Annotated in this window: 15 protein-coding genes; 5 read left to right on the plus strand and 10 right to left on the minus strand. The window is 51.8% G+C overall.

The window, feature by feature from the left end; all coding sequences use genetic code 11:
• Positions 1 to 73: 73 nt before the first annotated feature.
• The 10 genes from dhaM to NNO03_RS07880 all read right to left on the minus strand — a co-directional run bounded on the left by dhaM (position 74) and on the right by NNO03_RS07880 (position 14,102).
• Positions 74 to 1,504, minus strand: coding sequence for a dihydroxyacetone kinase phosphoryl donor subunit DhaM (gene dhaM / locus NNO03_RS07835; protein WP_271449234.1), 1,431 nt, complete (start codon positions 1,502 to 1,504; stop codon positions 74 to 76).
• A gap of 10 nt (positions 1,505 to 1,514) precedes the next feature.
• Entirely contained in the window at positions 1,515 to 2,147 is a 633-nt protein-coding gene (gene dhaL / locus NNO03_RS07840; RefSeq protein WP_271449265.1) for a dihydroxyacetone kinase subunit DhaL, read from the minus strand.
• 11 nt (positions 2,148 to 2,158) lie between these two features.
• Complete coding sequence (gene dhaK / locus NNO03_RS07845) at positions 2,159 to 3,229, minus strand: dihydroxyacetone kinase subunit DhaK (protein WP_137381659.1); 1,071 nt, start codon at positions 3,227 to 3,229, stop codon at positions 2,159 to 2,161.
• A gap of 276 nt (positions 3,230 to 3,505) precedes the next feature.
• Positions 3,506 to 5,617: a hypothetical protein gene (locus NNO03_RS07850; RefSeq protein ID WP_271449235.1), complete on the minus strand. Its 2,112-nt coding sequence runs from the start codon at positions 5,615 to 5,617 to the stop codon at positions 3,506 to 3,508.
• Positions 5,618 to 5,655: 38 nt separating this feature from the next.
• Positions 5,656 to 7,518, minus strand: a complete 1,863-nt coding sequence (locus NNO03_RS07855) for an STY4199 family HEPN domain-containing protein (RefSeq protein ID WP_271449236.1) — start codon at positions 7,516 to 7,518, stop codon at positions 5,656 to 5,658.
• Between the two features lie 396 nt (positions 7,519 to 7,914).
• A complete protein-coding gene (locus NNO03_RS07860; protein WP_005122303.1) occupies positions 7,915 to 9,189 on the minus strand; it encodes a Glu/Leu/Phe/Val dehydrogenase in 1,275 nt (424 codons plus the stop codon).
• A 322-nt stretch (positions 9,190 to 9,511) separates the two neighbouring features.
• Positions 9,512 to 10,480: a spore coat protein U domain-containing protein gene (locus tag NNO03_RS07865; RefSeq protein ID WP_271449237.1), complete on the minus strand. Its 969-nt coding sequence runs from the start codon at positions 10,478 to 10,480 to the stop codon at positions 9,512 to 9,514.
• A gap of 13 nt (positions 10,481 to 10,493) precedes the next feature.
• The gene (locus NNO03_RS07870) at positions 10,494 to 12,779 is read right to left on the minus strand and encodes a fimbria/pilus outer membrane usher protein (RefSeq protein ID WP_271449238.1); all 2,286 of its coding nucleotides are present in this window, start codon (positions 12,777 to 12,779) and stop codon (positions 10,494 to 10,496) included.
• A 55-nt stretch (positions 12,780 to 12,834) separates the two neighbouring features.
• Positions 12,835 to 13,557, minus strand: a complete 723-nt coding sequence (locus tag NNO03_RS07875) for a molecular chaperone (RefSeq protein ID WP_271449239.1) — start codon at positions 13,555 to 13,557, stop codon at positions 12,835 to 12,837.
• A gap of 14 nt (positions 13,558 to 13,571) precedes the next feature.
• Positions 13,572 to 14,102: a spore coat protein U domain-containing protein gene (locus NNO03_RS07880; RefSeq protein WP_271441493.1), complete on the minus strand. Its 531-nt coding sequence runs from the start codon at positions 14,100 to 14,102 to the stop codon at positions 13,572 to 13,574.
• A 321-nt stretch (positions 14,103 to 14,423) separates the two neighbouring features.
• Here NNO03_RS07880 and hutC point away from each other — a divergent pair, with 321 nt between their 5' ends.
• From hutC to NNO03_RS07905, 5 genes are all read left to right on the plus strand, one after another.
• The gene (hutC, locus tag NNO03_RS07885) at positions 14,424 to 15,164 is read left to right on the plus strand and encodes a histidine utilization repressor (protein WP_271441492.1); all 741 of its coding nucleotides are present in this window, start codon (positions 14,424 to 14,426) and stop codon (positions 15,162 to 15,164) included.
• Positions 15,161 to 15,760 carry a HutD family protein gene (locus NNO03_RS07890; protein ID WP_271449240.1) on the plus strand — a complete coding sequence of 200 codons (600 nt, stop codon included), beginning with the start codon at positions 15,161 to 15,163 and terminating at the stop codon, positions 15,758 to 15,760. The genes hutC and NNO03_RS07890 overlap by 4 nt, the downstream gene beginning before the upstream one ends.
• 358 nt (positions 15,761 to 16,118) lie before the next feature.
• On the plus strand, positions 16,119 to 17,789 hold the full coding sequence (gene hutU / locus NNO03_RS07895) for a urocanate hydratase (RefSeq protein WP_271449241.1): 1,671 nt from the start codon (positions 16,119 to 16,121) through the stop codon (positions 17,787 to 17,789).
• A gap of 74 nt (positions 17,790 to 17,863) precedes the next feature.
• On the plus strand, positions 17,864 to 19,042 hold the full coding sequence (locus NNO03_RS07900) for a CaiB/BaiF CoA-transferase family protein (protein ID WP_271449242.1): 1,179 nt from the start codon (positions 17,864 to 17,866) through the stop codon (positions 19,040 to 19,042).
• A complete protein-coding gene (locus NNO03_RS07905) occupies positions 19,032 to 20,171 on the plus strand; it encodes an acyl-CoA dehydrogenase family protein (RefSeq protein WP_271449243.1) in 1,140 nt (379 codons plus the stop codon). Before NNO03_RS07900 ends, NNO03_RS07905 begins: the two co-directional genes overlap by 11 nt.
• Positions 20,172 to 20,215: the final 44 nt, after the last annotated feature.

Raw genomic sequence — 20,215 nt, forward strand, 5'->3', positions numbered from 1 at the left:
GAATAAACAGACATTTCCTGTCGGGGGAAGTGAAATAGCCCACCTTTTACAGATAAAGGGTGGGCTGTGGGTATCAGCCAGCGAGGATCACCCGATTTGCTATGCCGTCCAGAGTCAGAGCGTCACCCATCTTGATAGCATCGAGGGTTTCGCCTTGTTGGCATACCCAGCACAAGCCCATCTCGCGGGCGATAATCGCCGGGTGGGAGGCTTCACTACCGGCTCGCAGACAGATCCCTTTGATCGTGAGCGGGTCGAGTTGCAGCACGGTAGACGGATAGATGACATCGGCGACCAGGATGGTCGGTCGAATAAACGCGGGGATATGTGCACTTTCGCCGGATAAATGTTGCAGCGTACGGGACAGCAAATCCTCAATATCAATGTATCGCGCCTGTAAATAAGGATCATCGAGTTGCAGATACTGCTGACTCAGATCGCTCAGTACGTTATGCCAGGCATATGCTGCGCTACACTGTTCTTCGCGCATCAAATCACAGGCCATATCGAAAAGCTCAGGATCGTCGAGCAGCGTGTGATGACCAGAGAAAATGGCGGCGATATCAGCGGAATATTTCTCCTCTGCCAGCGCGGTTAAATCACTCAGGTCGTCGAGTGTGCGTTGAATGGCCGCTTTTAGCCGCTGCTGCTCGTCCTGCACATTCGTAGCGGGGCGATGAGTGACTTCCGGTGAGAACGGCGTATAGCAAAAGGCCGTACCCGTTGCCAGTGCAGGCACCGGTACTGCGATACTTTCAGTGCATGCTTCTTCGACGGACTCGCCAAAATTCTCAGCCGCCAGTTGTTTAAACGCAGCCAGCGCCGCGTCTGCCTGTTCACCTTTGGCAATCAGGCGCAGCGTGTCATTACAACGCACCTGCAGCAGCGCTATCTGATTCAGGCTGTCAGGGACGACGCACTTGCCGTTTTTTTCCAGCCACATGTCGGCATTAAAGCCAGACAATGTGGAGACCAGCCGTGATGCCGGGCGAACATGTATACCGTTGGGATTTTTTACGGTCACGGCAATCGAATGGGCATCAGCGTCGGGTGACAATTCAGTTGGTGCGGTCTTCGCGACAGACGACGAAGGTAAACCCAGTTGCTCACGCTTGGCGTCGAGGGCATTCATGGCATCATTGATGACCCGATCGATATCAGCGCCCGCCGCAGCACTGACGGTTGCCGCCAGCGTACCTTCAACCAGCGGGGCTGCGCATAGACGCACCTTGGTGGCGATTGTCGGGTCGAGCAGATCCAACGCGGTTTCTGCACTCAGTAACGCGCTGCCAATATCCATCATCACCAGCACGTGATCCGTGTCTGCCACTGACTCAATGGCCTCCATCACTTTGATGGGGTCGGTGCCAATGGGGTTCTCAGGATCGTCAATGCCTGCGGCAATAGCGAGTTTACAACCATCACCCATTAACATCTGTCGGGCTAATGCACCGACGCCTTCGCCCAGTTGGGCGCTGTGAGACACAATAACCAGGTTTACCATCGTTTTATCCTTACTCTCTGGAAGCCTGCGCCAACATTTGCATCATAAACATAACGGACGTTGCGCCGGGGTCCTGATGCCCAATGCTGCGCTCACCAAGGTAACTGGCGCGGCCTTTGCGCGCCTGCATCGTGATGGTACTTTGCGCCGCAGTTTCTGCCTGGGCGCTTGCCTCCTCCAGTGCGGCCTGTACGCTCAGCTTTTGTTCGCTGGACTGGCGCAAAGATTCGACGACGGGTACCCAAACGTCGCACATAGTTTTGTCACCCGGTTCGGCTTTTCCGCGGCTAATGACCCCTTCCGCGCCATCACGCATCATCTGATACAACTCGTCAACCGTCAGGCTTTGATGGGCCTGAGTGACCTGCGCCGCGCGGATGAAAAAGGTGCCGAACAGCGGGCCACTGGCACCACCGACGCTTGAGAGCAGTACCATCCCGGTATTTTTCAAAATAAAGCCGATGTCTTTATCCGCAATGGACGGGAGCTTTTCGACCACTTTACTGAAGCCGCGGTGCATATTCAGACCGTGGTCGGCATCGCCGATTTCCCGGTCAAGGCCGGTAAGAAAATCGCTTTCGGTGGTGAATATTTCGCCGCAGCGATAGAGCCAGTTAACAATTTGTGTTCTGGTGAGGGACATCATGAATCTCCTTATTTACCCCAGTTGAGTGCAGGGGTGTGAACCGGTGCATCCCATAAGCTCAGCGTTTCGTCATCCACTTGTAGCAGGGTGATTGAGAAACCGGTCATATCCAGAGAGGTGCAGTAAGAGCCAATCAGGTTACGCTCGATGACAATACCGGCATCCTGACAACGGCTTTCAAGGCGGTTATACACGCCGAAGAGTTCAGACAGCGGTGTCGCACCGAGATTATTGACCAGCGCAATCACGCGATCGCCGCTCTGTAGCGCGCGTTTGCTTTCTTTCCCTTCCTGCCAGGCGCCCTGAAGGTGATCCCAGTGACGCAGCGTACGACTGTAGTGGCCGTTTTCCAGCAGGGTGTCAAACATTTCATCCACCGTTTGATCAAGCGAAGAGAATGGACGGCGGTCAATGCCGGGTTCGCCGTGGATACCGACGCCAAACTCCATTTCGTTGTCCTGTAGGGTGAATGACGGTTGACCGGCCGCCGGCACGGTACAGGCGCCAATGGCAATCCCGATGGAATGACCCTGGTTGTTCAACTGGCGTCCCAGCGCTGCGCAGGCATCCAGTGAGTCTCCACGTTCTGCGGCCGCACCGACCAGTTTTTCAATCAATACCGTATTTGCCACACCGCGACGACCGGCGGTGTACAGACTGTCTTTCACCGCCACATCATCATCCACGACCATCGTGGTGACTTTGACGCCGCTTTCATGCAACAACTCGGTTGCCGTTTCGAAGTTAAGAATGTCGCCGGTGTAATTTTTGATTATCAGCAGTACGCCTTCGCCGCCGTCAATTTGCATGGCACATTCAAACATTTTATCCGGCGTTGGCGAGGTGAAAATTTCACCCGGACAGGCACCAGAAAGCATACCCTGGCCAATGTAGCCGCAGTGCATTGGCTCATGGCCGCTACCACCACCGGAAAGCAGCGCCACTTTGCCCATCACTGGCGCATCCGCGCGAGTAACGTACACCGGGTCCTGATGCAGTGCCAGAGAGGGGTAGGCTTTTGCCAGCCCGGCGAGTTGTTCGTTCAGTACGTCTTCAACACGGTTGATCAATTTTTTCATTGTTTATGCTCCGCAGACAGTCCTGAGATGGCTGCACATATCAGGCAGACATCTGATGTAGGGTATCGGTTTGTACAACGCCACGGCGACCTCTCGCTGCCGATAAGGTAATTTTGCACACGGGTAGTCAAAAGAAAATTGATGTGATTGGCGTTTCAATACGGAACATTAGCATCTGGTAATGTTCCGTATTGAAACGTATTGGTGCATAAAACAGCGGAAGTGAGAGATGCGGCAAGGTTTATGCTGACGGCATCGTGAATAAAACGTTATTTCTTACTCTTCCTTGCCATTAAAATCGAAAAACCAGAACAAGATAAAACCAATGAAACCAAAAATGAGCAGAATAGCCAGGGTATAGACTTCATATCGTGCGGCATCTGCAGCAATCGCCTGTAACGTGTCGATTGCCGGGGCTGGCTGCTCTTTGAATAGCATGAGTTGCCATTCATAAAGGTTTGTCGTTTTTATCTCTTTAATCGGTTCCCAAATATGGTTAGCCGCCGCGCCGAGTGCTAAAGCGGAAAACAGGGCGCCGTAAATACGTTGACGTTTTTCCTGACGCTGACTAATCGCCTGGCGCATGAGCTGATCCAATTGCTCTATCTGCGCCATGAGCTCCTGGCGTTGCTCAGACAATCCCCACTGCCGCGAGAGATCGTCACTCAGCTGGTTATGTAGGGCATCGTTGCCGACTAAAGCACCTTTATTCATGGCTTTTAGCGCCCGGGCCTTGGTTTCCAGCATCATTTCGGACCAGTCAGATAGACGACGAATTTTTCCCTTTCGGTTGTGCATTTGCTGCGATTCGAGCAGATCCTTGAGCCACTGTTCAATCTGTTGGCCAGAGTTCGCCAGAAAATCTTCATACTCATGGCTGACATCCGCGACTGAAATGGCCGCTTTAATCAGTATCGCCAGATGTTTATCCTCTTCTTCGCGACAGAAGAATGTGACGCCATGACGGTGAGCGACGACCAGAATATTGCTGTACCACTGGCTACTGTACTCGCTGGCGGGGGGCAGATCCGCAGGGCTACGGACGACGCGCGTGCTATCGCTCTGTGCTGCCAGCCAGGCATGGAAGGTGGGGGTGTCGATCATACGCATCAGCGGCACTATCGTAATATCACCGCCCTCCGGGATGCGATGCTGATAGACACGAATGCATTTACCCTTTGTGCGGCAATCCAGTTCGGGTAAAGCTATTGGCACAATGGCGTTATCAAGGTAACGGGTAAAATAATTTTCCCAGATTGCGGGCAAAACGTCTTGTTGCCAGGTCAGTTTCGAGCCGGGCTCTCCGGGCGCAAGCTGCTTCGGTGCCGCAATGAGCGTCATTCTGCCTTGATCGTCGTACCAGGGTTGGTTCGGTGCTCCAGGGATTAATTTATCGCTTCCGGCCAGGCGATAGCTTTCGAGAAAACGCGGCGTATCGTGCGGGCGTAACCCTTGCCATGCCGCCTCTTCACGTTGTTCCAGAGCGGACCACAGGGCATCAAGGCGCGTCCCCTGAATGGGGTTGAGCGAAATAACGATATCATTGCCTGTGCCCACTTCTCGCGGGCGATAAATGGCCAGCAACCCAAATCCATTGTGCGTCCAACTGCGTTCTTTATCGCAGCGCGCGAGAATTTTCAGCATCCCGGAAGGGAGCGTTTCGGTGATAAACAGTGCATCAACCACCGTTTGCCGCCGGCCTGTGCCGAGGTCCAGCAGGAGCTGGCAGGTCACCGAACGCTTGAGAACGTGTTGGTAAATCTGTTGCTCATACGCCAGACTTGCGACCGCACTTGCATAACATTGCGTGTGCATGGGCATAATGCCTGCGGTGGGGTCTGGGTTGGCTATTATCATATCGCTCAACAGGCGCAGGCAGGCCAACATGTTGTGGCGAACAACGGCAGTATCATCCAGGGATTGCTCGCACAGGCTGCTATGCGCGAGTGCGGATAACAAGCACGCGGCAGAACGCGTCGTATCATCACCGTCCAGGTAAATACCGCTTTCCCATGCGGTGACGTATTCCAGCCACGGATGTGTTGATAGCGACAGCGAACCAGCGGCATTGAGATGGTTCAAAAACAGCAATAGCGTAAAACAGGTATCCAGAGAGAAATCTTCGATAACGATTCGTTGTATTCCCTGGACACTTGAGAGTTTGCTGCGCCATATAGTCCATTGACGATCGTCGGCATTTGCCACCAGTTCACTCACCGAATGGTAGTGACCTGCACGGTATCCTTTGTTATTGAGTGCGACACCCTTATGGCTTTCCGTATCATTGCCGTCGCCCAATCCGATCAGCAGGCTGCCAGCCGGTGCATCACGCTGCGACGGATTGAACTCGAAAGTAAACTGCGGCCATGCATTGTTGAATGCGAACATATAATTCTCTGTCGATGAATGTGTTGGTGTATCGCTCATTATTTGACTACGTTATAAATGACCCGTTGTGAGCGACTCCAGTTATCGTCAATCGCAATATTGGGTTCATGGTTTTCTTGTTTTACGCAGTAGTTCTTAACCAGGCTTTTTAACTCAGCCCCGTTGAGCGTGCCGAACATCAGACGCGTATTCAGTTCTTTCAATAACACATCGTGGAGTGAATAGGTGGTAGGTCTTTGCAGTGAAAACTGCGCCGCGTCAGCCAGTAAGTCACGCGCATTATCGGCCATCAAACGGCGTTCACAGCGACCCGCAGGTTCATTTTTGGCCATTTCTTCATCGTAAGCTTTCTTCTGGGCTTTCTCAAAATTAAGCGCGCTGTCCAGTTCCGCTTTAATACCCTGAACATCCCTGGCAGAAGAACAGAATGTTTTTAAATAACGAATCTGTATGGGAGTCAGCGTGCCATTGTTGTGGTTCGCATGCTGACGTAATTTACCGGCCATTCTGAGACAACCGTTTTTTTCATCCATCAACGATGCTGATTGTAATAGGGCATTCAACGTTTCCTGGCGATCTTCCTGTAATGCGGCTTCGACATAATACAGTTTCCAGCGCATGCCTCCGGCAAGAAACAAATTGACAACCTGGGTATCACCGCGGTCGATAGCGGCGCGAAGATTTTTTTCATCCCAGGCAATGCCGATATTCGCCAGTTCTTTACGCGGATCGTTACTGGTTTCTTTTTTCGCACCGGCAACCGTTTTACCCACTTCCCCGAGATCGCTACGGATGGACTCCGTATTCACCAGCGTCTTGGTTGAAGTTCCAAAAGTCAGTACCGAGCCAACAATAAGGACGGCGATACCGCCCAGCACCCAGACTACATACTTGCGAATGATGTCCGTACGCGTTTTGATTACTTCAAGATCTTGAGCCTGAGCCACCAGATTATCTTTTATTTCCTGAACGTCGCCGCCGAGATCTTCAATCTTTTGGCTGGTCCGTTCGAAATAGCGAGCAACCTCAGCATTGCTGTCATCAAAAAAGCGATCAGGGTTAACTTTTACGCGGCCTTCATCGAAGGCCTCCTGTACCGGCTCAGTAATTTCTCGGTAATAGTAATTCACCAATGTTGTTTGGACGGAGGTTACCCGCTTGTGATGCGCCAGACGGTTGCGAATTACGCGAATATCGTCAAGAAAGGTGTTCAGTGTTGTACGTTTATCGTTAACAAAGCTGAGCAACGGGGTATATTGATAAAGCGGAGAATAGTGGATGGGATATTCGTTTTTATCAATAAACAGTGAGGCGAGTTCACTGAAAAGGGTCCCACTCAATACGTCATCACGATCGGCAACGTTCAGCCATTTTTTCACACGTTCCTGACCAAATAATTTGTTTAGGTGCTCAAGTAGGGCTTGTTGGTTATTGTACGCTTCATTAATTAAACTACGAATGGTCAACTCTAATGCCCGTACCTGCTGCAAACTACGTAACTGCTTTTCTTCGCCTTCGTTATGCAGCGTCGTTGAATAAGTTAATTGAGGTTGTTTTTCTCGCAAATATTCGAGCTGCCACAAAAGACGCAACGCGGCAATGGTCAGATTTCTGTCCGCGGGCTGGCCATCTGTATTTCTGACGAGCCATTTTTTCAAGGTTCTAAGTGCCGCAAGAAAGCTCGCCATTTCCTGCTCGTTATAGTTAAATCGAGCCGCTACACTGTTCCAGTTGCCCAATTTCTCTCGGGCTTTATCAAGTGAATAATAAAACGTATCAGGCGAGAGCTGCGTGGGGACTGGCATACCCAGCAGGGATAAGATTTGTGGAAATGCGCTGTCGAAAAGAGACAGGCAACGAGTAAAATCGTTGTGCTCAGAAGCAGATGAATGATCGACCATTATATTCTCACGTGGTTATTCGCTGAGTTTTCCCGGCCCGATCTAATCGCACTGTGTCAGGCAACTTTCCCTGCAGCCAGAATGCCATAATTCGACGATTATTCGGGATTTTTAATCAGTTCGTCAATATATATGCGGGGCGTAATATTGGTAGTAGACATTGCGGCCAATAATGCATCGCTATGCGTTCTTAACGCAAATTATGGTTGCTGCGACGGAATTTAATGTTTATTGGCTAACAAAATACGCAGATATTGGGTAAGTAAAACGCAGAAAGCGGGGCGGGTGAATCAGGCGACTACACGCCAATAATGCCACAAATAATGCCGCATTATTGGCGTAACTCACGACTGGCGTTTATCGTCGGTCAAAAACGTTGGCGTATTGGCCTTCGTATTATCCCGGATAAATACCACGGTCTTTACGTGCCAGCAGGATACGCTCGCAGGCCACAATATAGGCGGCAGTGCGCAATGAGCAGGATTTCTCCGCCGCTTTCTCCCACACATGAACCATCGCATCGGTCATGATTTTATCCATGCGATTGTTGATCTCTTCTTCGCTCCAGAAGAAGCTGGCCATGTCCTGAACCCATTCGAAGTAGCTGACGGTGACGCCGCCTGCGTTACATACGACGTCAGGTACCACGATGATACCGCGGCTTGCCAGCATATCATCGGCATCCGGGTAAGTTGGGCCGTTAGCGCCCTCAAGCACCAGTTTGCAGGTCAGTATTTCTGCACGCTGACGGGTAATCTGTCCTTCCAGCGCGGCAGGGATCAGGATATCCATCTCCACGCTCCAGAAGGCTTCGCTGGCGATCGTTTCCGCCCCCGGGAAACCGGCAATCTGTTTGTGCTCCAACTGCCAGGCGGTCAACGCGGTCATGTCGATCCCGGTGGTGTTAAACAGGGTGGCAGTGTGATCCTGAATGGCAACGACGCGTGCGCCAGCACTGGCGAACAGGCGAGCCGCTTCACTGCCGACATTACCAAAGCCTTGTACCGCTACGCGTGCGCCTTCGACGTCGATGTTGGCACGACGAGCCACTTCCAGACCGCTGACAAATACGCCACGACCCGTTGCTTTATCACGACCCAACGAACCGCCAAGGTGGATAGGCTTACCGGTGACCACGCTGGTTACGGTGGTGCCGTGATTCATGGAGTAGGTATCCATCATCCATGCCATCACTTTGCCGTTAGTGCCGACATCTGGCGCAGGAATATCTTTTTGCGGCCCAATGATAATGCCGATTTCGCTGGTATAGCGACGGGTCAAACGCTCCAGTTCACCTTCAGACAGCGAGAATGGGTCGACGCGAACGCCACCTTTGGCACCGCCGTACGGCAAGTTCAGTGCGGCACATTTGATGGTCATCCAGGCGGAAAGGGCCATCACTTCATTAAGATCAACATCAGGATGATAACGCACACCGCCTTTTCCCGGGCCGCGGGAGAGGTTGTGCTGTACACGATATCCTTCGAAATGGCGAATAGTGCCGTCATCCATCTGCACCGGAATATCGACAATTAGCGCGCGTTTCGGGTGGCGCAGGGTATCCACCCAATGGGAAAGTTCGCCCAGGTAAGGGGCCACACGCTCGATTTGTTGCAGGTAGGTATTCCAGGCAGATGTGCTGCTATCTGAAGCGTAAGATAACTTATCCATGATAAACCTTAGTTATAAAAGTAATATGTTCTTAATTTGGCCGTGGTATACAGTGGATCTCACCATATAAACTTAAATTTAACATTTTTTTCAAGAAACGGCCTGTCCTCCAGCCTCCAGGTAGCCATATAAAAAACACGTGAATTAAGCGTTAAGTGAATAATTATCTATTTGTTTTGCGAATGTTTGCGTTCAAATAGCGATTCGGGCATTTAATATGCATGGCGCATGAGAATGACTATTTGTCAGATTTATGATGCACCTCTAAAAGTAAACAATATGATAATTATTTGTGTTTTCTTGATTGCATTTTAGCGGCGCGTCAGTAAGTCACTGAGATGGTGACGGTGTCCGCATAGTTGTCGGGCGTGTAGTTCGCGCTGGGAACGGTGGCATACACTGAATACGGCGTAGCAGAACCGGTGCCAGTGCCTGTAACGGTATTGAGCGAGGTGTTGCCCCACACGGTACCGGAAGGTCCTGGCGTTGAGCTGAGTTGATAAGGGACTTTATCGCTGTTAGCCCCCGTTCCGCTCATCACACCGCTGCCTGCAGTATTGCCGTTGGAGGGTTGTAGTCCAATGGTATAAGGGGTGTTATTGGTGCATGCCACCCCGATGGTATTTGATGCTGTCGCATTGCGCTGAGTTGCCTTCACCGGGGTAAAACTAATGTTAGTGGCCGATGTGATATTGCACTGTTTGCTGACAGTGGCTGATACGGTGAAGGGGAGTCTGGCGGCAACGGTATCACCACACGTGGAAGGCGGAATAACTAATCCAGGGTTGAGGGTGATAAGCGCCGTGGCTGCCGTATAGCTGTCCTGATAACTTCCGGGGACCGCAGAGGTTTGCGGAGTGACGAGCTGAGCGGATACGGTCAGCGAACCAGTCACTGGGATCAAATTGAGCAAGTTAAGTTGTACCATGGGAAACGTGGTGCCGCTCTGATACTGACTCCCCCAGATCTTACTGTGCCCGGCGTCCTGATATAGCTGATAGCTTAACGTTCTGGCAGGTGTTCCGCTTAACGACATATTCCGTGTTGCCACCTGACCGCTGACGGCCGATGCGCCAATATTAAAACAGAGGTTAATCCCCGCCAGTACGTCGGTCACTTCTTTTGCACAAGTCCAGGTAAAGGTCATTGAGGTCGTTGTGCCTGATGATGACAACGGGTCCACTGCACCAAAACTAATGGGTTGGACGTTACTTACGGAGCAGGTTACCGCATGGCTTATCCCTGGACAGAGTAGGAGTACAGCGATAAACAGTAACTGTCTTAATCTCATGAATGAACTCCTGCTATTGTGACCGACATTCCAGCGGGCCTATCTGTACGATCCCCTTTGCATTGGCGGGAAAATCGAATTGTGCGCCACAGCTACCGGTATCTGTGTCAACGCGTAATCTGTTGTGCTGTTCCAGGGTGTCAAACCAGGCCATACCATCGAATCCGACCACGGATGACTGGCCGGTGCCGTTAGTGATATATGCCATGCTGCCTTCAGAAATGGCCTTACCCTGTTCGTTAACGAGAGTAACCTGTGCGGCGCGTACGGGAGTGATACCAAAACTGACCAGGGTTCCGGAACGATCCGCCGGTGTTGCATTGGCTTCAACACGGGCGATCCGCATATTGGCGGGTAGATCCATAGGGTCAATACTGATTTGATTGTTTTGATAGCTGTTGAGTGACGTGACCAGCAGCAGACCCTGATCGTCGCTGTGACCGACAAGGTTATTTTGCAGCTTGACGGGCACGTCCGGAATGCCGTCTGTAGATACGACGGCAAAACCATTGTTGATTTCCCGAGCCGCGAACAAACCTCCCCCCATCGCAACCAGGGAGCCGGTCGCGCCCGCATAACCGTAGTGGTTGTCGGGCAGGCGGCTAAACCCGGTGTAGGCTTTTCCGAAACGGCCCAAATACCCGACTTCCCCCTGGCCGCTTTGCCGGGAAGCTTGCTGGCTGGCTGCAACGTTCCATCCCCAGCCGCCGTCACCCGGTGGTGTTTGGCTGGCATTGATCTGGTAGCCGGTTTCATTATTGGTACGTTGTACGGTGCTGCTGGCGCTCAGATTACCGCTGGTGGTGACCGTCACCATCAGGTAAACGCTGCGATCGCGGGTGTCGTCAATATTCTGGTTAAAGCCGGCATTGAGTGAGACGTTATCGGTGACGGATTTGAACCAACTGGCGTTGGCGTAGCGCACCGCGCTATCGTGCGGATAGCGAAACTGCAGGTAGCTCAGGCTGACGTTGCCGGCAGACGGCATTGCATAACCTATCACCGTATTGCTGCTCAGCGAGGGCGGCGGCTCACCATAATGGGTTGCGACATCACGGTAGTCACCCGACGTCGCCGTTGTGCTGGTGCTGAAATTAAACTGTTCACCTGACCAACGGTAACCGACACTGTACAAAAATCCGCTTTTCCCTGAGTCCGTACTGGCTGCCAATGCGGTGGACACTGCGCCGCTGCGCGGGCCGGGAACCCAGTCATTGCTGAAACCTGCGTTGATCAGCCCATCGCTGGTTTCCGCGTGCGTGCCTGCAGTAAAGGTGTTACTGAATCCCCGACGCCAGGTCCCGCTAAACACAGGGGCGCTGGCATAATCAAATGAGGCGTAACCGTAATTCTCTCTTACTGCACCGAATTCCGCTGACCAGGCTGTTAGCCCCTCTCGCAGGAGTTGCTGATCGTTGTAAAACGAGAAGTTTTGTACTGTCGTTCTGCCCAGCGCGTCGGTCATCATCACCTGACCGGTCCCTGCGCCACTGATATTAGGCATAGTGTTGATTTGAAAACTTCCGGCCGGAACCTCCCCGTTGTAGTACTTAACCCCATTGACGTACAACTCAACGTTTGAAGGAAGCGTGGCAGAACCAAGATAGGAGGGAAGCGGGGTGGTTGGCATATACGGCTGTAAACCAAAATCGGTTCCTATCTGGATGCCGCCAATACGGGTCGGTCGGGACCAGGTGAGCGAGCTTGTCAGGGTATCGCCAACGTTTATTGCCAACATATTATCCGGAAATGACGTGCGCCAACGGGTGTCCATACGGTAGAAGGCATTATCTGCGTTGGGCGCGGTGGAATATTGCGTCAGTTGGGTTGTGCTGAACACCCCTAAGCCATTAAACGCGCGCAACTCGCTAAATGTGTTGGCGCTGCTTTCATCTCCCTGCTGAGCATAGACATCGTAATTAAGTAATGCCCCACGTGAGTTTGATGCTATTGGTGTCGCCTCTCCGGTCGGGTCCACCTGTGTGGTGACAAGATCAAGGGAACTGAGCGGCATAGTGAGTGCCAGAGTTTGTTGTTCGACGTTGTAGTCAATGCTCAGTTGGGCAATATCGTTCAGACCGACGGTTGCAGCTGTATTTTGCGGTAAGCGAAAACCCAATTGTCGTAGGGTATTTGCGCCAGCATAGAGTTTTTCATTCTGATAGCCAAAATGAACCAATCCGACAGGGTTTCCATTCAGGGTCACGTCGAGATATAAATCGATGCCCGCAAGAGGTGTTGCGTCACCAATAATTCCACTGTTTGTCTGGTTATTATTGTCCGCGTAAGCTGAAACCATTCCAGATAATAATGCTCCATTGAGTAAGCAACATTTTACCAGAAGCCAGGATCTCTTAGAGATCTTGTACTGTTTTTTGGCCATTAATTGTTACTTCAACTTTACCGCCATAATGAGTATCACTGGCGGACGGGGATAATATCCACCGCATTGTTGAGCCCGGAAGAACGTAGCCTAATAGTCCCGGCGTAATGACCTTTTTCGCGCCATTATGGTTTATAAAGGTTGCCGCTGATAATTGCGCATGACCATTTCCCTGATTACTGACTTCAAGAAATTTTTTGCCGTCAAGTTGCTGTAATTTCCATTGCAATTTTGCCTGGGTTTCAGCCTGTGCCGTTGGTTGAATAAAAACAGGTATGGAATAATGCAGCACAAACTGAAGTTTATTTTTTTGTAATTTTGCTGGCGGTAATTCGTCAATGGATAACCGATAGGCATCTTCAGTATGTGCCGAGGGTGGGCCGGTGCGAATAACACGAATCAACTGGCGTTCACCAGGGGCTAGCGCCAGCATCGGCGGGCTGATAACCAGTCCCTGAGAGGGAGACAGCTTGTCGCCGTAAGCGCTTTGGCTCCAGCGAAAGACCCGAACCTGGGCATTCAGCACGTTTTCTCCGGCATTGCTTAGCCAGATCCCATCGGCATTTTGCGATGCTTGCAGCGTTAATGTGACTGGGGCAACCTGCAATCCGCTGGCTGTCGCCGGATTTACGCTCACAGCCGCGCCTAACAGGCATGCGCAGGCATACTGCGGTACAGGCAGTTTTACTGTCATCGGTGTTCCTGAATTTAGTAGTTAACGTTTACCGTTACGGTGTCGGCATAGTCGTCAGGTGTGAAGTTCGCGCTTGGCGCGGTGGCATAAACGGTAAAACTCTGCTGAAGCCCTGTTCCCTGAGATGCAACACCATTTCCTACCGTGGTGGTGGTGGCCGTATTCCCCCAGACCGGTCCTGTTGCTGATGTTTGGTTCAGTTGGTAAGGCACTTTATCGGTATTGTTTGCTGCATTTGCGACAGAGGACATGGCGCCGGACCCCGTGGGTGTCCCGCCGTTGGCCGTTGAAGGTGCCAGGCCAATAAAGTAGGGGGTGGTTTTTGAGCAATTAATTGAAATTGTGTTGCTTGCGCTGGTATTTGTCGCTGTGGTATTCACGGGACCGAGAGTAATATTTGAAGCCGACCCCGCAGTGACGGTACACGCTTTTTGGATCGTCATCAGTACCTGAAATGTCCCGTTGGTGGACGCTGCATTTGCCGCCGGAATAATGGAAAAGGCGCAGCAAAAAAGAATTAAGCGTTTGTCGAAGACTAGAGCCATATCCTTCACCTTTTTCAAATAACCACATTTTTTGCTTTAAAAAAACAATAATGTGACACAAGAAGACATGATTTAACCCTAGAATAAGTATTAGACGTACGCCAGTTGATCTCATGAATTTTACTTAGAGAAAAGGTGATGCCGTCGACAAAAAAATAATACCAACGGGTGAGTATACCGTTTCTTTTTTGTGCTACTCAAAAGTATGCGCAGCGGGTTCAGGGCGGAATTAAAAACGACGTGGGCTATACAGTGTGCATAACTCTCTCTAAGATTGAGGGTAAGTCGCTCTCTTTTTGCCAGATAAAGGAAATTCAGGTAATGACGTTGATGTCGCATAAACTTGCAGTTGAGCACTCCGTTCCGCTCCCACTGTATGCCAAAGTCAAGGCGATGGTCGCGGATAGAATCAACAGCGGTGAGTGGCGGCCCAATGATCGTGTTCCTTCGGAATCTGAACTGGTTCAATTGCTCGGCTTTAGCCGAATGACGATTAATCGCGCCCTGCGGGAACTGACAGCAGAAGGGTTATTGGTCAGATTGCAGGGGGTCGGAACATTTGTGGCTGAACCGAAAAGGCAGTCAGCGCTGTTCGAGATCCAGAATATTGCCGATGAGATACAGGCGAGAAATCATCAGCATCGTAGCTCTGTGATGCTGTTGCAGACAGTGAGTGCCACGAGAGAGCAGGCTATGGCACTGAATATGCAGCCCGGAAGTGAAATCTTTCACTCTTCGATCATTCACTATGAAAATGATATCCCTATTCAGATTGAAGATCGTTTTGTTAATCCGGACGTAGCGCCGGAGTACCTTCAGCAGGATTTTACCCAGTTAACACCGAATATTTACCTGAACAGGCTGGCACCGCTTACTGAAGGGGAGCATGTTGTTGAAGCTGTTTCGGCCACTGCGCTGCAAAGCAAGTGGCTTCAGCTTGCGCCTCATGAGCCTTGCCTGCTTATTTGCCGCCGGACCTGGTCACAACAGGTTAATGTCAGCTATGCCCGACTGCTGTACCCGGGAACTCGCCATCGTTTAAAAGGACATTTCACGTCATGAATGGATGGCACGTGCTGCGTTACGACGATTACAGGCTGATGCCGTGGAAAAACGGGGCCGGAATGACCCGGGAAATTCAGCGTTTTCCGCCAGAAGATGACAATTTTCAGTGGCGACTTTCAATGGCGGAGGTGGCACAGGCCGGTGAGTTTTCACGCTATCAGGGATACCAGCGGCTGCTGTCGGTACTGCGTGGTAATGGGATGACATTGCACATTGATTCGGCCTCCGGCGTGACGCTTTATGCTTTCGATACCGGGGCATTCTCCGGTAATAGCCGCGTGGACAGCGAACTGGTGGATGGACCGATTCTGGATTTTAATCTTATTTATCAGCCAGAACGCTTTGATGCTACGTTGAATTGGCAGACGGTCGACACGCAAGCGCAATACCAACTCAGCCCCGGCGTTACGACACTCATTTTCTGTGCCGCGTCGAATTTGATCCTCTCTTCAACCGCCATGCCGCCATTACAACTGCATTGTTATGATTGCGCAGTACTTCCACCTCAACCTCAACACTCTGACGTTCTGGACCTTGGCATTCATGGTTCCGGTTACTGGGCATTCATCGAGTTGCGCAGTATCGAAGAGTGATCTTCATCCTGTTTCACCCCTGAAAGTGTTAATTGATTGTGTCTTTTGTTTGTGACTGATGCCGCAAATTTAATCAGTATTTTGTGGCTATTTTGTGAACAAGATCAATGCCATTCATCTCCCCATCATTTTTGTCTTCAGCTTAATTCATTGTATTTATTAATCTAAAGTGCGATTTTGTTGTTTTTCGTTTTGCAAATCCATCTTGATTTTGTGAATAAATATTTTATTGAGTGTACATGTATATACAAGTATATATTGATTACATGTTACTCATGTTGCGTAAATGTTGAGCGATATGGGTTGAGCCAACCTGATGTTGATGACCTTACTCATCCGAACACTTAAGGATATCGCTATGACCGCTGAAAACCGTATTCGTCATGTTGATGTACGCGCCCCCCGGGGGACTAAACTCACGGCAAAGAGCTGGCTAACCGAGGCTCCGTTACGGATGCTGATGAATAACCTCGACCCGGAGGTGGCTGAAAATCCACATGAACTCGTGGTATATGGCGGAATTGGGCGTGCGGCACGTAACTGGGAGTGCTACGACAAAATCGTAGAAACCCTGACTCAGCTAAACGATGATGAGACACTGCTGGTCCAGTCCGGTAAGCCCGTTGGTGTGTTTAAAACCCACAGCCATGCGCCACGTGTCCTGATCGCTAACTCTAACATTGTTCCTCATTGGGCGAACTGGGAATACTTTAACGAACTTGATGCGAAGGGCCTGGCGATGTACGGCCAGATGACTGCGGGTAGTTGGATCTACATCGGTAGTCAGGGCATCGTTCAGGGTACCTATGAAACCTTCGTTGAAGCCGCTCGCCAACATTACAACGGTAGCCTTAAGGGGCGCTGGATCCTCACCGCGGGCCTGGGGGGAATGGGGGGAGCACAACCGCTGGCGGCAACGCTTGCGGGTGCTTGTTCTCTGAACATTGAGTGCCAGCAAAGCCGCATCGATTTCCGCCTTAAGACACGCTATGTCGATGAGCAGGCGACCTCGCTTGACGATGCGTTGGCACGCATCAAACGTTACACCGAACAGGGCAAAGCAATTTCTATCGCGCTGTGTGCTAACGCCGCCGATATTCTTCCTGAACTGGTTCGTCGTAACGTGCGTCCGGATTTAGTCACCGACCAGACCAGCGCGCATGACCCATTGAATGGCTATTTACCACAGGGTTGGCAGTGGTCCGATTATGTAGCACGTGCGAAAACTGAACCTTTTGTTGTTGTTCAGGCAGCCAAACGCTCAATGGCCGAACATGTCAATGCGATGTTGGCGTTCCAGCAACAAGGGATTCCTGTTTTTGACTATGGCAACAACATCCGCCAGATGGCGCTGGAGATGGGGGTGAATAACGCGTTTGATTTCCCTGGATTTGTCCCTGCCTATATTCGTCCGCTGTTCTGCCGCGGAATTGGTCCCTTCCGCTGGGTGGCGCTCTCCGGCGACCCGGAAGACATTTACAAAACAGACGCCATGGTCAAAGAACTCATCCCGGATGACGAACATTTGCACCGGTGGCTGGATATGGCTCGCGAACGTATCAGCTTCCAGGGCTTACCGTCACGTATCTGCTGGGTTGGCCTCGGACAACGCGCCAAATTAGGTCTGGCATTCAATGAAATGGTCCGCAGCGGTGCGCTCTCTGCACCTATCGTCATTGGCCGCGATCACCTGGACTCAGGTTCCGTTGCCAGCCCAAACCGTGAAACGGAAGCCATGAAGGATGGTTCTGATGCGGTATCTGACTGGCCGCTACTCAACGCGCTGTTGAATACAGCCAGTGGCGCGACCTGGGTTTCTTTGCATCACGGCGGCGGCGTCGGCATGGGCTTCTCGCAACATTCAGGCATGGTGATTGTGTGTGACGGCACTGATGAAGCGGCTGAGCGTATTGCGCGGGTTCTGCACAACGATCCGGCTACGGGCGTGATGCGCCATGCTGATGCCGGCTACGAAATAGCGCAACGCTGCGCCCGTGAGCAGGGGCTGAACCTGCCAATGGAAAAATAGTGACGTATTTCCCGGTCAGGGCGGAAGTATAAAACGTCCGTTGGAAGCCTCTAACCCACAGGATGCACAGTGATATGAGCAAACAAACACATTATCAGCCGTTATGCGGTGTTCGTGTTCTCGACCTGAGTCGGGTACTGGCTGGCCCTTATTGTACGGCGATGCTGGCCGATCTCGGCGCTGAGGTGATTAAAATTGAAGCACCTGGACACGGTGACGATAGCCGCCACCTTGGCCCCTTTGTGAAGGGTGAAAGCGTCTATTACGGCCTGATTAACCGCGGCAAGCGCAGTATTGAGCTGGATTTTAAATGTCCGGAGCACCGGCAGCATTTCTATCAACTGGTCGAAGAAGCGGACGTGGTGGTGGAGAACTTTCGCCCAAGCGTGACGCAGCGCCTTGGGATCGATTTTGACACGCTCAAAAAGTATAACGACCGGCTGATCTACGCCAGTATTTCAGGTTTTGGCCAGCACAGCCCGTTGGCCAAACATCCTGCTTACGACATTGTCGCCCAGGCGATGTCCGGCTTGATGAGCGTGACGGGGTTTGCGCAAAGCGGCCCCACACGCAGTGGTGAATCTCTCGGTGATGTCTGTGCCGGGATCTACGCCGCCTGGGCTGTCAGCAGTGCGTTATTTGCCCGCGAACGACATCATCCCGAGGCGCAATATATCGATGTTGCCATGCTGGACGTGTTGGTCAGCATGCAGGTAACAGGGCTATCGAATTTGTTTGCCCACGGGAAAGCGCCGGGATTGATTGGCAATCGCCATCCTGTTTCCACGCCGTTTGATACCTACCGGGCCGCAGATGGGCTGGTGGTGATCGCGGTAGCCAGTCAGCGTCTTTATGCGCGGTTGTGCGAATGCATGGGGCAACCCGCGTTGGCAACGGATAGCCGCTTCATTGATGACATTAGCCGTACGCGAAACGAGCAGCAATTAAAAGCAGCCATTGAGCGCTGGAGCATGACATTTAGCGTGGACGATCTTTGCGAGCTCCTGCTGGAGGCCGGTGTTCCGGCTTCGCCGATTCATAACCTGGAGCAGGTGACACAAAGCGAACATGCACAGGCTCGCCAGTTACTGATTCAGCCATCTGATGAGAGCAACCCTTTAGTTGTACAACCGGTGTTCTTCAATGGCCATAAACCCCATGCGATCGAGAGGGCTCCGGCACTAGGAGAAGCCAACGCGCTCTATGGCGTAGATACCCACTCATTACCAACAGGAGCAGTGCATGAGCTTTGAAATTAATGAAACTGAGCGCGCGATTGTCGACGCGGTGGCAAGCGTCGCCCGGGATGTCCTGCAACCACGCGCCCAGCACTATGATGAAACGGAGACTTTCTGCCAGGAGAGTCTTACTGCACTGGGCGAACTCGGCTGCATGGGCATTAACTTACCCGAAGCCTATGGGGGCTTCGGGGTGGGCAGCGTCGCCATGAGTCAGGCGGTTGAAGCGATTGCAGGCGCTTGTGCCTCCACCGCTTCTGCGCTGACCGCCCATTTCCTGGCCACCGACTCTATTCTGATTGGCGGAACCGAAGAACAAAAGCTGCACTGGCTCCCGCGGGCAGCCAGTGGGGAATTGTTGGGGGCGTTTGCGCTAACGGAACCTGCCGCTGGCTCAAACCCCGCGGATATGCGAACGGTTGCAAAGCGTGAGGCTGATGGATGGCGAATTCAGGGGAATAAACACTACATCACGAATGCCCGGGAAGCAGACTTCATTGTGCTGTATGCGAAAACGGCTCCGGCAGAGGGGCATAACGGTATCAGTGCGTTCATTATCCCGAAAGACACCGGCGGCGTCGTGTTCTCCAGCCCGGAAAAAACCATGGGGCTACGTGGCAGTACTATTTATGAACTGTCTTTAGATTGCTGGCTTCCTCAATCCGCGCTGCTGGGTAAAGAAGGCCAGGGATTCGCAACGGCAATGGAAGTGCTTGATCGTGGGCGTGTTGAAGTTGCTGCAATGTCACTGGGTATTGCCAGCGCGGCAATGGAGAGTTGTTTGCAGTGGGTGCATGACCGACAGATCGGTCCGAAACCATTGATGGCCTATCAGGGAACGCAATGGCGACTGGCGGATATGCATACCCAGTTACAGGCGGCACGGATGCTGACCTGGCAAGCGGCGGAAAAGCGCGATAGCGGGCAACGTTTTAGCCTTGATTCAGCGACCGCCAAATTGTTTGCCGCTGAATGCGCCGGTTTTGTCACGGATGCCGCACTTCAGTTACACGGTGGCTATGGTTACATCCGCGATCTTCCCCTTGAACGCTATGTCCGGGATGCCCGCATCCTGCGCATCTTTGAAGGTACGTCGGAAATACAAAAAATCATTATCTCAAGAAGCTTGCTGAACAACCGTTAGGCATGACCAAACGGCAGGGCAAAGTGCGTGCGGGATTGCATGCT

Origin of the sequence: Citrobacter sp. Igbk 16 (assembly GCF_028069755.1) — a bacterium.
Taxonomy (GTDB): Bacteria; Pseudomonadota; Gammaproteobacteria; order Enterobacterales; family Enterobacteriaceae; genus Citrobacter.